Raw genomic sequence first — 15,465 nt, 5'->3', positions numbered from 1 at the left:
ATCCCTCCTTATAATGTGAATTGGACAAGCACCTAAGAGAAAGCAGAACATGTCAGTTTGTACATTCTATTATTAGGGGAGAATTTGTATGAAAAAGGCAGTTGCTTCGTTAGCAGTTATGGCGGTATTATTGCCGACGTTTTCAGTGCATGCGGAAGGGAAAGAGCAAGTTCGAAAGTCAGCTACAACTTTTAACGTTATTAGTGACATTCAAGGGGATTTAGGAGATTTTGATCACGTATTAAAAGATATGAACAAAGTGACGCCACTTTCTAGAGCGCTTATTATGAATGGGGATATAACGTCAACTGGACAACAGTCCCAATATGATGATGTGAAGCGTGTATTAAACAAAAATAAGCATCCAGAGAATGTATGGTCAACTGTTGGGAATCATGAGTTTTATGCTGGTAAATGGACAGCTGATGGGAAGCTCTCTCAAAGTACATGGCCAAATGGTGTAACGGAAGAAACGCTATTTGGTCGCTACTTACAATTTAGCGGACAAGAAAAGGTATATCATAAAAAAGAATTAGACGGTTATCCGCTTTTATTTTTAGGAACTGAAAAATATATGAAATACCACGATTCAAAAATGTGGGATGAAGTATATATGAGTGATGAGCAATTAGGTTGGTTAAAACAAAATTTAGAAGAATATATTCAAAAAGATAAAAATAAGCCAATCTTCATTTTCTCTCATCACGTTTTACCTGATACAGTATCTGGATCAAGACAAAATCCGTATTTACAAGATTATTTAAACGTTGATAAGTTGTACGATATATTAAAAGACTATCCGCAAGTTGTTTTCTTCACGAGTCACACGCATTGGGATTTAAACTTACCAGACTGGGCTGGTAAAAAGAAAATTACAGGCGGAGATAATAAAGGATTTACGGTTGTAAATACGGGCGGGATTGAAACGGGCTGGACCAAATGGCGGAGAGAAGACTGCTCCTGATCGCTATTCATTTAAACAAGGGTTGCAAGTGAAAGCATATGGTAGCGATGTAATGGTGACAGCTTACGATTACAAACGTGATAAGGAAATAAAAAAATTATTAATTAGTGATTCGAAAATTGCACAAATGGCACCAAATGTAACCGCTGATGATAGTAAAAACGTAGTTGTCGGTGCAACAGAATACATGGAGTACTCTATAGAAGGAACGAACGAGTGGCTGACGTATAATCCAGGGAATCCTCCGAAATTTGATGGGAATAAGATTGTATACGTACGCCATAAAGGCGAAATGAATTTAGAGCCAGGATTAACGCAGCTTCTTCGTTTTTCGGAAAATAAGTGATTGGAGGGAGCCCACATTTAAATGTTTGGGCTCTTTTGGTTTTGTCACTTTTTGTCGGTAAGTCGATATATTTGAAAAATCGCTGATATAAATTAAGAATCGCTGATATATTTGAAAAATCAATGATATAAATTTCATGCACCGTATTGAAGTCTAAAGTACTCGTATAATTTCATGTACCGCAATGAAAATTGAAAATCCAATACATTTTTCCCCTAGAAAGATGACTTCACCATTTTTACATGCAATAATAGTAACGTTACATACATTGTGAAAGAAGTACAAAAGGAGCGTTATTTATGAATTTAGCTAAATTCCCGAGAAAAAAATATACAGAATCATATACACCAATTGAAAAAATAAATAATTTTTCTGAAGCACTTGGTGGGCCGACTATTTATTTTAAACGAGATGATTTACTTGGTTTAACAGCTGGTGGAAATAAGACGAGAAAGTTAGAGTTTCTAGTTGCAGATGCACAGGAAAAAGGTGCGGATACGTTAATTACAGCTGGTGGTATTCAGTCGAATCATTGCCGCCTGACACTGGCAGCTGCGGTGAAAGAAAAAATGAAATGTATTCTTGTATTAGAAGAAGGGCTTGAGCCAGAAGAGAAGCCAGATTTTAACGGAAACTATTTCTTATATCATTTATTAGGTGCTGAAAATGTAATTATTGTACCAAACGGAGCAGATCTTATGGAAGAGATGCAAAAAGTAGCGAAAGAAGTAAGTGAGAAAGGTAGTACACCATATGTAATACCAGTTGGTGGATCAAATCCTACTGGTGCATTGGGATACGTTGCTTGTGCGCAAGAAATTATGGCGCAATCATTTGATCAAGGAATTGATTTCAGTTCAGTTGTTTGCGTAAGTGGTAGCGCTGGTATGCACGCTGGTTTAATTACTGGATTTGCAGGAACACAAAGTAACATCCCAGTAATCGGAATTAACGTAAGTAGAGGAAAAGCAGAGCAAGAGGAGAAAGTAGCAAAACTTGTAGAGGAAACGTCGGCTCACGTTGGTATTCCAAACTTTATCCCGCGCGAAGCGGTTACATGCTTTGATGAATATGTAGGGCCAGGTTACGCGTTACCAACGCCAGAAATGGTGGAAGCAGTTCAATTACTTGCGAAAACAGAAGGTATTTTACTTGATCCAGTGTATACAGGTAAAGCGGTAGCGGGACTAATCGACTTAATTAGAAAAGGTACATTTAATAAAGAAGACAACATTTTATTCGTACATTCAGGTGGTTCACCAGCGTTATATGCGAATACGTCTTTATTTGCGTAAGTGTGAAAAAGCATTGGGTATCCAATGTTTTTTTGTTATATAATGGAATTGTTATGAAGTGAGAAGGGGGAGTATATGAGTTCAAATGTAAAATGGATTATATACACAGTACTCGGCATTTCTATTCTATTCTATTCATTTTATTTGTGGCTTATGGAGTTTATTTATATTTCACTTAAGCGAAATGGTAACCAAACCAAAGGAAAAATAAAATAATTACTGTGTTAAATAGAGTAAAACATAAACCGATAATTGATAAAACTTTCTTTTCAGTACGGCTACAGAGTGAAATAACAGCCAATATAAGCGTTATAACAGCAGAAGCTAATATGAAGTAGGCGAAAGGCAAGACATATTCTACTCCAACTCTTTCTAAAATAGGTGTGAAGAGAAAGAGATTAATAGTAACGAATATACTTACAATAAGAAACGTATAACTTTTCCAAGTGTATGTTTTTAACTGCATGAATGGTGCTCCTTTCCTGATATTTTTTATATTTCTAACCATAAAGTAATTACCTTTATTTTAAAATAATCTGAATTTTTATGAAATGAGGTAGATGAATATGAAGGGTAGAAATTTATCTGTGGTTTTTATTGCCATAGTTATATTCATAGTAACGGGCTGTTCGAATATGCTAGGAAATGAAGAACAAACAATCAAAGTGCAAAAACATGTTGATGATAAATATGAAGACTTGAAGGTAGTTACAGATAATAAGCAAGTTCGGCAAGTAAAGAAAATATTAAATGATACTAATTTTGAGAATAAAAAAGTGGAAATGTCTCGTCCGGCTGATTATCACTTTATTTTTCAATCTAAAAATCCGAAAATAGAGGCGAAAGCTGTGCTATATCAAATTTGGGTAATTCCTAATAAGGATAAAATAGAAATCATAGCGGGGAATAGTCAGTACGTTCAATTAGAAGGGAAGAATGCAGCCACGTTGTTTCGGATTGTTACGGGAGATAAGTTAGCTGAATAAAGATATATGGTTATAGAAATTCAGTTCGTATTTTTCATTTTGAGAGGTAATTAGTTTTCAACAAAATAGCTATCTTTTTATATTGGAATAAATATTGAGAATCGGATAAAATGGAAATTGGACATTGCCGGATTAAGGCACTTTAAGGTGCCTATTAATCCGCTAATGTATAATAAAAACAGAAAATATATTGTTTTTACAAAGGTTCGATGTTATGTTTAATTTTCTTAATATAATATTTCGCTTATGTAGGAGTGGCTATTTGAATAAATTAATGTTATTGGTTTTATTGGCTACATGCTGTCTCATGATTGCAGGATGTTCTAATAATATAATTACACCAAAGAATGAGTCTAAAACCTCAACACCTGTAAAGATTAGTCGTATCAACAAAGCGTGGTACAAACATATATAATAGTTTAAAGAAACTTAAAATTGTTGATGATAAAGATCATAAGGTGAAATTAGTTAGGCTGATAGTAGATGTTGTGAAACGTGGCGAAAAGCGGGAAGCATTTATATGTAGTGAACTAGGGGATTATAACTTTATAAAATATGCTACATTAAAATATTCACAAAAAAGAGTCTAAAATTAGAACCTTTTTTGTGGATATTTTTCATAAAAGAAATTCTACGGTGCCTTCCTCTAACTTGAAACTTCTAAAAAATATTTCACTAAGTTAAAGTGTTCATTGAGAGTATAACCCTTCAAAATTTGGGGAATGCAAGGGGGCTGTAATAGTTCGATTGGTGGCTCCCTTTTTCACTTTATCTACCATCTTTATATATCTTTCTATTAAAAAATCTAACTTTAATCGATTAAATGAGATAAAATCTTGTTAAAAACAATGAAATTTCAGGAAAAATAAGGTACACTAGTCAATGGTTTTGGTTTAAAATCAATTGACGTTAATGTATACGGGGGAAAGATTGATGAACAACAATACAGTAAATGAATCTGTTGAAGAAGTTGAGAAAAAACGGGTAAGATCGAAAAAACGTTTTACAAATTGGAAGCTTATCGCAGCGGGTGGCGGTGTAATTGCACTTCTCATTGGGGGAATGAGTTATTACCAGGCAACTCACTTCAATTCAAATGTTACGATTAACGATACAAAAGTCGGTGGTATGAGCGCTGATGAGGCAATACAGAAATTAAAAACATCTGGACTAGCAAACAAAGTCTATATTGATCAACAACAAATTTTAGATGAAAAAGAGACGAAAACGGAACTGACGGAAAAAGATTCGCCGCAAGTTAAGAAACTATTAAAAAGCCAGTGGACATTTTTCCCTTCTGCAAAGGAAAAAAATTATTCACTACTACCAGAAAAGGCAGAGAAGTACCGTAGTGAAACGATGAAAAAACTTGTAGAAGAAAAGCTCGTCTCTATGAATGAAAAATTAAAAGCACCTCAAGATGCTATGGCGAAGCTTGAACAAGGGAAAGTTATTATTTCGAAGAGCGTTGATGGAAAACAGTATGACGTTACGAGTTTACTAAAAGATTATGATAAGCAGAAGCATAAAAGCGAAATTCATCTAAAGTCTGCATACATACAGCCTATTAAAGAAGACGATCCGATTATTAAAAAAGAAGAAAAAGCATTACAGAATCTTCTTGGGCAGTCTGTTGATTATAAAGTGCAAAATGAAGTGTATTCATTAAAAGCGAAAGATTTAATTCAAAATGCCTCTATGTCAAAGGATATGAAAGTGACAATCGATGCGAGCGATATTAAGAATAAGATTACTGAAATTAATAAGGCTAAATCTACATTACATAAAGACTTCGCTTTTAAAACACATTCTGGTTCGGTCATATCAGTAAAAGGACAAGGATACGGCTGGGCATTAGATGTTGAAAAAGAGACAAAACAAGTTCAACAAGCCTTTGAGAAAGGCGAAAAAACACTTTCTGCTTCTAATATTCACGGAAATGGTTGGGAGAAGGAAGGTATCGGTTATAAAACAACATCGAATAATGGTATCGGAGACACATATGCAGAAGTTTCAATTGCAGATCAGCAAATTTGGATTTATAAAGATGGGAAATTAGTCGTTACAACAAATGTAGTAACGGGTAAACATAGCACGGGTGAAGATACATCACCAGGTGTGTGGTACGTCCTATACAAACGAACACCATACACGCTAAGAGGTAGCGCAGTAGGTAAAGCTGATTATGCAGTTAAAGTAGATTACTGGGTTCCATTCACAAATAGCGGTCAAGGATTCCACGATGCCGGCTGGCGAAAAGACTGGGGAAATAATGCTTATGTAACAGGGGGATCAGGCGGGTGTGTGAACCTTCTTCCTAATGTTGCAAAAACTGTGTATGATAGTTTGAACACGTATGATCCAGTTATTGTGTACTAGAAAATAGCTACGTATCAAAAACTTAAACGAATAAACAAAGCAGGAAATCTTATCTAATGGTACATGAAAAAAACACCTCTTGAATTCGCATACTAAGTGTGGGAATTCAATGGAGGTGTTTTTTGTTAGAATACAAGAGTTAATTGCTTATAAAAAACAAATTAAAAAGAGATTAAAATAAAGAATAAGTATTCAAATAGTCAATAAAATTGACAATGAATATCATTTTCACTTATTATAGAATCGTCGTATTTAATTAGACATGACTTTTTTGTTAATATAATAGATTTCTATTAAGGTATCACATTCAAGAACTATTACTAAATCTTTTAAGAACTTAAAAGCAGGAAAGGGTAATATAAAAATGAACTGGAAAAAAGGCGGATTATGGGTTATTATTTTTTTCGTTGTAAAAGGCACGATTTCTACGCTTTTAATAGTTACAGGTGCTAAATATTTTGATTTGTCATTTATGCAACTTATCGTATTGATCCTGACTTTATTAGTGATTTCTCTAATAAGTCGAAAATTGCTGTATAAACATAAACAAAACAAAAAGCAAAAAGAGCTAAATATATAATGCAGCCCCAGAGACCTTTGGATTTCTGGGGTTTTATTTCGATCGTTTTTTCCACATGTATATTAACTTAACGGAACAGGTTGTCCAAAACGATAAAATCGATGATGCTTAAAATGCGTCAATTACTTTTATATAAGGGTTGAAGAGAGCTTTTGAATCAATCTTTATTCTGAAGCTACAGACGTGCATAAATTATGCTTGTTTTTCAATTGGTAGTTTAAATGTAAAAGTACTGCCTTCTCCTAATTCACTTTCAACCGTAATGTCTCCTCCGTGTAGTTCGACAATCCATTTTACCATCGACAATCCTAAACCTGTGTTTCCGATGTTTGAAGATGTTCGTGCTGCGTCAACTCGATAAAATCTGTCCCATATTTTCGTAATATGTTGCTCGCTGATGCCTATGCCATTATCGGAGACTTTACCTATTATGTTGGCTTCATCGCGGAACAGTTGCATATGAACAGTTCCGTTCGCTTTGCTATAAGCAATCGCATTCGTTAGTAAATTCATTAATAAACGCATCATCAATGTTTGATCTGCTTTCATAAACAGGTCTTCCTCTATATTAGTTGTTATATCAATTGAAGCTTCTTGAACCATTAGTGAAAGCTCTTCTACAACGATTTCCGTTAATTCACTCATATTAATACATTCAAATTGGAAAGTATTATGGTTTCCTTGGTCAGCTCTTGCTAATAGTAAGAGTTGTGAGATTAGCGAGGACATCTTACGTGATTGCTTTAAAATTACTTCTAACGATTCTTCCATTTCTTTCGAATTATTTCTCTGCGATAAAGCGTATTCGCATTGCGAAATAATAACAGATGTTGGTGTTCTTAATTCATGAGATGCGTCAGATGTAAATTGTTTTTCACTTTCAAATGATGTCTCCAATCGCTCAAACATTTTGTCAAAAGTTTGTGCTAAATGATACATTTCGTCTTTCGGTGAACCTTTTAAATTAATTCTCTTCGAAAGGTCTTTACCATCACCAATTTTACTGGCTGAATCACTCATTTGTTGCACAGGTCGAAACGCTCTTTGCGTAATAAAATATCCTCCCACTGCCGCAATGAGAATAAGTAATGGAAATGAGATGAGTGTTACTATGATAAGTGTATTCATCGTTGATGATAATTGGCTCATGGTCATTATCCCACGAACCCAGACTTGCTCATCGCCGCCTGTATTATGGAGAAAATCATATACGATCCATTCTTTATTACCATCTTTAATGGTTTGTATTTCATCGGATTTAAGCGATATCTTTTTATTAAAGCTTGTTGGACTATTTCCTACCAGCAGCTCACCTTGTTTACTATAAATGATGATATTTACTCCATCTTCTAAGGTTTCAAAATCATCGTCCATCTTTAATTTTCCATGCTTATACTCGATATCCTCAATGCTTTCTTTTACTGTGCTCTTCAATTGATCTTTCATATTAAAAAGCAAAACTTTATCTGAAGAAGTTAAAATAAAAGCTAACACGAGTGCCATAATAATTACAATTAGCCCCGTATACCACAGGGTTACTCTCATTTTTATTGATAGTCTTTTCATGATTCTACTCGCAATACGTAACCAGTTCCTCGTACTGTATGAATTAACTTCGTTTCAAACTGGCTATCAATTTTTTTACGAAGATAGCGGACGTAAACATCAATAATATTCGATCCACCTTCATAGTCGTAATTCCACACATGTTGCTCAATTTTATCTCGTGTCAACACAACTTCTTTATTACGAATCATATATTCTAAAATAGCAAATTCTTTACTGGAAAGAGTGATAACTTGGTCTCCTCTTGTTACTTTATGCATTTTGCAATCTACTACTAGGTCAGCGATTTCAAACACATTAGATGCATTACCTGTTTTTCTTCGCATTAACACTCGAATTCTTGCTAACAGTTCGTCAAAAGCAAACGGCTTTACTAAATAATCGTCCGCACCTAAGTCGAGTCCTGTTACGCGATCATCAATTGTATCTTTAGCTGTAAGAAGCAAGACCGGAGTTGTATGATTGTCCGCGCGTAATCTTTGTAATACTTGTAAACCATCTATGCGGGGAATCATAATGTCAAGCACAATCAAATCGTAGGTAGCCATGTTTATATAATCCAGGGCATCTTCTCCATTCCCACATGCATCGACACTATAATGTTCTGCATTTAATCGTTTTACCAATATATTTTGTAAATCTTGTTCATCTTCGACAATAAGAACTCGCATTAACATTCTCCTTTTCTTCTTATTAATATGTATCACTATAATTCCAAAACATTAAAGAAAGATTAGAAACGATTTAATTATATCATTTTATTTTTTGTTATATTAATCTTCCTTTAATGTTTGTTCAGTAATATAAAGGCAAGGTTAAGGTGCACATGTAAAGGGAGGAAAACAGAATGAGAAAGTGGATGTTGATTGGAGCAATGTCTTGTTTATTCTTAACAGCTTGTTCTACTCAAGCTGATAACAATACAGAAGTACAACAACTGAAAGTGGAAAATGATACATTACAAAAAGAAGTTGCTCAACTGCAGCAAGAACCAAACAAAACAGGGCCTGCTACGAATGATACGAAGCAAATACAGGATTTCAAAAACGAAGTCACATCTATCGTTGAAAAGGCAAATAACACGAACCCAGTTGGAGTAAAAGAAGAAAACTTAAATACGTACTTAGCAGCAAAAAAAGAAATTGATCAATTAGATGACAAGATAGACCTATCTGATAATCAGCTTGAAGCAGATTATCGCGCTGGAACGATAACGATTGAACAATATAAAGCGCAAGAAAGAGAACACGATATACTGGAAGATCAATTAGAGCAAGCAGAAAATGCACTTGAAGCAAGATTTGGAATAGAGGATTAATCATTAAGGAGTGGATGGAAATGTTAAAACATAAAAAGAAAATAATGATAAGTGTAATTGCTATTTTAGTAAGTGGTATTGCTATTGTTGGTGGATATTATGGTATGGGTTACAATTATGCCAAAAAGAATGAAAACTACACAGAGAAACAAGTTCGTGAAATTGCTTTAGCGCATACAAATGGAGAAATTATGAATGTGAAAAAAGAATTTGAATTAGAAGATGACAACTTAACACAATCTACATTTGAATATGAAGTGGAAATCAAGACACCTGATAATCTGTTAAATATTTTAAAGGTTAGTGCTAGAACAGGTACAATAGAAATCAATAATGAGGATTAAAAAAATATCAACAAATAAAATATCGTATATTTGAAAAAATCCAGGCTAAGCAAACATAAAATAAGCCGCCCATATGGAAAGCTTATTTACACAATTCTTGTTATCGGTAGCGAAGAAAAAGACGAATCCCTAATTTCACAAGGGAATCGTCTTTTTTGTTCTATGGATACATGCATTTTCTTATACATTTCGATCCTGCTGCGATTTTAGGTTTCTTGTCTGTTATTGGATTAACCGAAAAACTGTATAAAATCTTGTATACTCTTAGTGTGGTTTTTCCGAAATACTGACGGTACTCCATCGCTATCAAGCTAAGCTCATACAACGTCAATTATATTAGAGGTTGTTTCTTTTTTCTAAAAGCTAGGTGTAGAAAATTTGCATGCCCATCAAGCTAAGAAAACAGATTAACCCCAAAACAAAAAAATCCTTCGTATAATATGTGAGAGAAAAGGAGAGATAAAGGTATTTTAACCTTATCTCTCTTTTTCTATATTCATTTATTTTCAGGTAAGGAGTTGATTAGTTATTACTATTTATAAGAACGTGAAGAAGTGTTGATGCCGGTTGGAACTGTTGTAAAGGTTGAGGGGGGAATCCAAGGAAATATGAGAGATGTGCATGATGATTTGGCGCATGGTTATTAATCCATCTTCTATGAAATCGTGGGATTATATAAGCATTTATTATCCTGGAGATTTTAAAATAAAACCTACCTAATTATAGAAGTGATTTGAACGTAAGGAAATTGTAAGAAATGGATAAGAAAAAAGAAATTTTTATTGTATAGGATACAAATATAGAGAAGCGTAAAAGAGGGAGGGTAAATAGGATACATTTATACGAAAAATAAACTAGTAATAAGAGCATTCTATTGGTGGCAATTACTGAAGGAACAGCAACTAAAACAAATACTCACTACAGTTCCTGCAGGAAAGGGAGGAATCAATGGATATGGTCTAGGAATCTATGAAATAAAACTTCCTAACGTTGTCTTGATATGGGGACATACAGGTGTTATTCCAGGATTTGATACTTTTGCTGGAGGGCATATGTTGACGGCAATTTGAACAGTATGGGTAGAGCCGAGAATACTGGTCTTTTTAAAAGTATTTTACTTGTTGAATATAGACAGTAGGGATAAAGCTAGAATAGTAGTTTGTGTGATGTTTGTAATTGAACAAATAAAAGATGAAATCGATCATTTGTCTAAGGAGGAATTTTTCTTATGGAAAATAAATTATCTGGAGTGTTAGCCGCTACCTTAGCTCTAACGATGAGTCTACCAACAGGAGCGATAGCGTCTTCTAGCAGTAAGGCTCCGGTTGTATCTAGCCAAGAAGTTGCTAGCAAAGATTTGGAGAAGATTGCTGCAGAGAACGCCACGCTGCTCACGAAGTCCTATGAGACGACTAGTGTACAGTATGCACTGATTGATAATGGTAAACTTATTTTGTCAGGGCAGACAGGTAAGAACGACATAGAAGGGAAAGAGCCACTAACCAAAGATACTCTATACGGAATTGGTTCAACCAGTAAAGTATATACAGCTGCGGCTGTTATGAAACTAGTAGACGAAGGAAAAGTTGATTTGGATGCTCCTGTTGCCCGCTATATTCCTGATTTCAAAATGAAAGATAAACGATATAAGCGTATTACACCGCGTATGCTGTTGAATCACTCCTCGGGTTTGCAAGGTTCGACGTTCAATAATGCATTTTTATTTAAAGATAATGATGCGTATGCCCATGATATATTGTTGCAACAATTGTCCAACCAAAACTTGAAGGCAGACCCTGGTGCGTTCTCAGTATACTGTAATGACGGTTTTACACTGGCTGAGATCTTGGTAGAAAGAGTCAGCGGTATGAGTTTTACTGAATTTCTACATCAAAAGTTTACAGAGCCATTAAAACTGAATCATACGATAACATCGCAAGATAAATGGGAAGACGAAAAGCGGGCTGGACTGTATTCTCCGACATACCAGGGACAGCTACCAAGTGAAATGGTGAATCTGATTGGTACGGGAGGAATCTCTTCTACTGCAGAAGATGTGGTGCGATTCTCACAAATATTTATGGGACAGGGAAAAGAAATTCTCTCTAATAAAGCAGTCAAGGCGATGGAACAAGAAGAATATAAAAAAGGAATGTGGCCGGGAGATAGCGGAAATATGTTCAACTATGGTCTTGGCTGGGATAGTGTGAAACTATACCCATTCAGTGAATATGGGATAAAAGCGTTGACTAAGGGTGGGGATACGATACTGCAACATGCTACATTGGTCGTGCTTCCAGAACAGAAGATGGCAGCAGCTGTATTGTCCTCCGGCGGCTCCAGCATGACAAATCAACTGTTGGCAAACAAATTACTGCTAGCCAGGCTTAAAGAGAAAGGGACAATTAAGGATATAAAACCAGATAAATCCTTCGGCAAGCCAGTCAAGGCTAAAGTGCCCCAAGACGTGGTAAAAAAAGCAGGATTTTATGGAAATAGCTACAGCCATTTCAAAATAGAAATTACGAAGAAGGGAGAACTGTTTTTACCAACTAAACCGGAAGAAAAATATGTATATACGGCGGATGGAAGCTTTATAAATGAGAAGGGTACTTCCAAGCTTAACTTTGTCACTGAGAAGAATGGAAAAGTTTATTTGAGAGAGAGCACATATGAATTATCACCGGGATTAGGGCAAAATGTGCTGACTCACTATTTAGCCCAGAAATTAGAAAACAATGTGTTACCGAAGAAAACAGCTGCTGCATGGGCGAAGCGCGAGGGTGGAAAGTTCTACCTCGTTAACGAAAAATTTAATTCTATGAACTATCTAGGACAACTAATGCCTCTTAACACAAAAATTACGATCAAGGATGGGTATTGGGACGGCAAAAAAATTACAGGTCCGAATACGGCGACGCATCAAATTCAGATTCCTGTGATGAATGGGCGGGATACAAAGGAAGCCCATTTCTATACAGAGGATGGTACTGAATATATGGAGATGGCCAGCTTTTTATACGTCAGTGAATCTAACGTAAAACCCCTTGATACAGGTCAATTATCGAAAGTTACATTGCAAAAAAATGGGCATGCGAAATGGTTTACGATCCCGCAAGAGGCAGCAGGGAAAACGATGAATGTGGAGTTGACATCAGGAAGTTCATTCGCGGTGTATGATGAGAATGGAGTATGCGTCAATTTTACCGTTGTTAGTGACAATCACAAAGTGAAACTACCAGAGAACGGAACGGTTGTATTTGCTGGCGCACCGAACTCAGAATTTACAGTCGCATTGAATTAGCTACAACTCGGGGTAGACTTTAATAAAACAGTACGACATGGAAAAGCTATTTTATTTGTATCTTAAGTATTCCCTTAAATGATATTACACTTAAATTCTTAGCTTAATAGCAATGGGATCCCGCCCACGTTTTAACGAAAATATACGCTAAGCAAATCCCAACATAAAGCGAGCCGAATTTTCTACTCTTAAGAAAAATTTCGGTTCGTTTTATGGTTTCATGACAAGTTGTTTACTGAACATTAAAGTTCTTTATTGGAACAGGCTACTTTCTTCAACAATCGGGCCAGATTGTTGAAGAAGAAATATAATAAAAATGCTTTTGATTGTTTTATTAAACGAATTAAACCGCAAAAAACAAGAAGAATTCTCCCCTTTTTACTAGTACACTAAATCCTATAAAAGGGGGGAGATCATGAACAATAAAGCCATTGGATTATTTCAAGGAATTGCGTTATACATTTCAGCTATTCTAGGATCAGGTGTCCTTTTTTTATCGGGGGTAACGGCCTCAATAGCGGGCCCTGCATCTATTGTATCCTGGTTTATCGTTATTATAATTAGTTTTCCGCTTGCTTATTCCTTTGCTAGTTTGGCACGGATATATCCTGATTCCGGTGGAGCAGCAACCTTTGTTAGAAATTCTTTTGGATATCATCTTGGCAATATCGTTGGGTGGTTTTATTTTGTAACAGCAGCAGTTGGTCAAACGATTGTATCTTTAACTGGTGCTTTTTATGTCAGTCAGGCATTTGGATTTTCGCATTTTGAAACAATTTTAATTGCCGTCTTTATTTTGGTAATTGCAGGTGTTTCCAATTATTACGGCGCAAATGTTAGTGGTAAAGTTGCATTGATTTTAAGTTCTTTATTACTGATTCTTTTAGCGTCAGCTGTATTTGTGGCGTTTCCAAGAATACAATGGGGAAATTTTAATCCCTTTGTTCCAAATGGATGGTTTTCTGTCGGGAACGCTATAACGGTTATCTTTTGGGCATTTTTCGGTTGGGAGGCGATTTGCAATCTGGCTGAGCACTTTAAAAGGCCAGAAAAAGATATTGTCAAAGGAGCAGTTATTAGTGCAGTTGTCATTGGACTATTATTTTTAGCGCTAAGCCTTGTCACTATTGGAACGGCCACGTATGGCAGTCAAGAAAGCAACCTGTCTCCTATTGGTGTTATAATGGGAGATACAGTAGGCGGAGGTGCCAAAGTCGTTACAGCTGTTTTAGCTTTAATTATTTGTACAGGGACAGCGAATGCTTTTGTAGCCAGCCTAACGCAATTAGGATATTCATTAAGCAGAGATGGTGCTTTCCCAAAATTTTTCTCAAAGCTGCATGCAACTACTCAAATTCCAAGACAGATGGTATTGTTTGTTATCTGTTTTTCGGTAGCAGGTGTGTTAGTGACAAAAGCTTTGTCACTAACGTTTGATGATATTTTGTTTATACCGACTTCTCTTGGGATTCTAGTTTATGTTCTTTCAATGGCAGCAGGCGTTAAATTATTTAGGAAGAACACACCGGCATGGTGGGCATCGTTAATCTCTTTCATTTTATGTTTGCTGGTGATTCCATTTTTTCAATTGTATATATTTGTTCCGTTAATTGTCGTGGCTATATATGCGATTTATATGATTTTGAGTGATAAGATTTTCGCCTACAAGGGAGGATTAAAATCTAATGAAGGATCAAAATAACCTTTCCAGAGATACCATGTGGAAAGCAACAGTATCATGTGATTCAGCGTATGACGGGATATTCTTTTACGCAGTCAAGACAACTGGAATTTTCTGTCGGCCTTCTTGCAAGTCTAAGGTTCCTAATTATGAAAATGTATCCTTTTTTTCAAATGCGCAAGAAGCTCAAAGGGCAGGCTATCGCCCATGCAAAAGATGCCGATCAGATCTAAATATAAAAATATACGATCCGTTCGAATGCGTTTTGGAAGATACTATGCGATTGATAAAAAATAATTATGTTCAAAACATGCCATTAAATGAAATTGCATCAAGGGTAGGAGTTAGTCGTTTTCATTTAAATCGGATTTTCAAAGAAAGAACAGGGTATACTCCTCGAATATATTTAGAAAGAATCAGAGTTAAGAAAGCAAAGGAACTTCTCTTAACAACGGTCTTTAATAGTACAGAGATTGGTTATCAAACAGGCTATCAAAGTGTATCTAGCTTTTATAATGCATTTAAAAGAAATACAGGATTTTCACCGAGTCAATTCCGTGCTTTCCATAGTGGAAATACCGTAAACCAAGAACTTGACTGAGTTCACGTTCTTTAACAAAAGATAGCATGAATTAACAAGAGTGGTTTGTACTCATCGTATTTTTCGATAAATCATTACTGATTGATTAAAAGTAAACAACT

12 protein-coding genes and 2 pseudogenes are annotated in these 15,465 nt (G+C 35.4%); 11 read left to right on the top strand and 3 right to left on the bottom strand.

All coding sequences use genetic code 11. From position 1 onward, the window contains the following. Positions 1-88 precede the first annotated feature (88 nt). Both V7S50_RS16970 and V7S50_RS16965 read left to right on the top strand, forming a co-directional pair. A pseudogene (locus V7S50_RS16970) lies at positions 89-1,310 on the top strand (DUF4073 domain-containing protein). Between the two features lie 299 nt (positions 1,311-1,609). Next, positions 1,610-2,605, top strand: a complete 996-nt coding sequence (locus V7S50_RS16965) for a D-cysteine desulfhydrase (protein ID WP_242254381.1) — start codon at positions 1,610-1,612, stop codon at positions 2,603-2,605. Between the two features lie 175 nt (positions 2,606-2,780). On the opposite strand, the gene V7S50_RS16960 is transcribed toward V7S50_RS16965, so the two are convergent. Then, positions 2,781-3,071 (bottom strand): hypothetical protein, encoded by a 291-nt coding sequence (locus tag V7S50_RS16960; RefSeq protein WP_242254380.1) that lies wholly within the window; start codon positions 3,069-3,071, stop codon positions 2,781-2,783. A gap of 100 nt (positions 3,072-3,171) precedes the next feature. Here V7S50_RS16960 and V7S50_RS16955 point away from each other — a divergent pair, with 100 nt between their 5' ends. The 3 genes from V7S50_RS16955 to V7S50_RS16945 all read left to right on the top strand — a co-directional run bounded on the left by V7S50_RS16955 (position 3,172) and on the right by V7S50_RS16945 (position 6,550). Continuing rightward, positions 3,172-3,591 carry a hypothetical protein gene (locus V7S50_RS16955; RefSeq protein WP_242254378.1) on the top strand — a complete coding sequence of 140 codons (420 nt, stop codon included), beginning with the start codon at positions 3,172-3,174 and terminating at the stop codon, positions 3,589-3,591. A gap of 933 nt (positions 3,592-4,524) precedes the next feature. Then, positions 4,525-5,970 (top strand): L,D-transpeptidase family protein, encoded by a 1,446-nt coding sequence (locus V7S50_RS16950; RefSeq protein WP_242254376.1) that lies wholly within the window; start codon positions 4,525-4,527, stop codon positions 5,968-5,970. 364 nt (positions 5,971-6,334) lie between these two features. After that, entirely contained in the window at positions 6,335-6,550 is a 216-nt protein-coding gene (locus V7S50_RS16945; RefSeq protein WP_063222288.1) for a hypothetical protein, read from the top strand. 192 nt (positions 6,551-6,742) lie between these two features. Here V7S50_RS16945 and V7S50_RS16940 read toward each other — a convergent pair whose 3' ends face one another. Further along, the gene (locus V7S50_RS16940) at positions 6,743-8,116 is read right to left on the bottom strand and encodes a sensor histidine kinase (protein WP_242254374.1); all 1,374 of its coding nucleotides are present in this window, start codon (positions 8,114-8,116) and stop codon (positions 6,743-6,745) included. Beyond that, positions 8,113-8,787: a response regulator transcription factor gene (locus tag V7S50_RS16935; protein WP_242254372.1), complete on the bottom strand. Its 675-nt coding sequence runs from the start codon at positions 8,785-8,787 to the stop codon at positions 8,113-8,115. Before V7S50_RS16935 ends, V7S50_RS16940 begins: the two co-directional genes overlap by 4 nt. Positions 8,788-8,963: 176 nt before the next feature. Here V7S50_RS16935 and V7S50_RS16930 point away from each other — a divergent pair, with 176 nt between their 5' ends. From V7S50_RS16930 to V7S50_RS16905, 6 genes and pseudogenes are all read left to right on the top strand, one after another. Beyond that, positions 8,964-9,434: a hypothetical protein gene (locus V7S50_RS16930; RefSeq protein WP_242254370.1), complete on the top strand. Its 471-nt coding sequence runs from the start codon at positions 8,964-8,966 to the stop codon at positions 9,432-9,434. A 20-nt stretch (positions 9,435-9,454) separates the two neighbouring features. Further along, complete coding sequence (locus V7S50_RS16925; protein ID WP_242254369.1) at positions 9,455-9,778, top strand: PepSY domain-containing protein; 324 nt, start codon at positions 9,455-9,457, stop codon at positions 9,776-9,778. Positions 9,779-10,659: 881 nt separating this feature from the next. After that, positions 10,660-10,916, top strand: a pseudogene (locus V7S50_RS16920) (serine hydrolase domain-containing protein); the annotation flags it as partial. A gap of 90 nt (positions 10,917-11,006) precedes the next feature. Beyond that, a complete protein-coding gene (locus V7S50_RS16915) occupies positions 11,007-13,082 on the top strand; it encodes a serine hydrolase domain-containing protein (protein ID WP_242254367.1) in 2,076 nt (691 codons plus the stop codon). A 415-nt stretch (positions 13,083-13,497) separates the two neighbouring features. Continuing rightward, positions 13,498-14,784, top strand: coding sequence for an APC family permease (locus V7S50_RS16910; protein WP_242254357.1), 1,287 nt, complete (start codon positions 13,498-13,500; stop codon positions 14,782-14,784). After that, on the top strand, positions 14,768-15,364 hold the full coding sequence (locus V7S50_RS16905) for a bifunctional transcriptional activator/DNA repair enzyme AdaA (RefSeq protein WP_242254355.1): 597 nt from the start codon (positions 14,768-14,770) through the stop codon (positions 15,362-15,364). The genes V7S50_RS16910 and V7S50_RS16905 overlap by 17 nt, the downstream gene beginning before the upstream one ends. The last annotated feature ends 101 nt before the right edge of the window (positions 15,365-15,465 follow it).

The organism is Bacillus sp. CCNWLW194 (genome assembly GCF_037120585.1).
GTDB lineage: Bacteria > Bacillota > Bacilli > Bacillales > Bacillaceae_G > Bacillus_A > Bacillus_A basilensis.
This window is presented reverse-complemented; position numbering and strand designations above follow the sequence as displayed.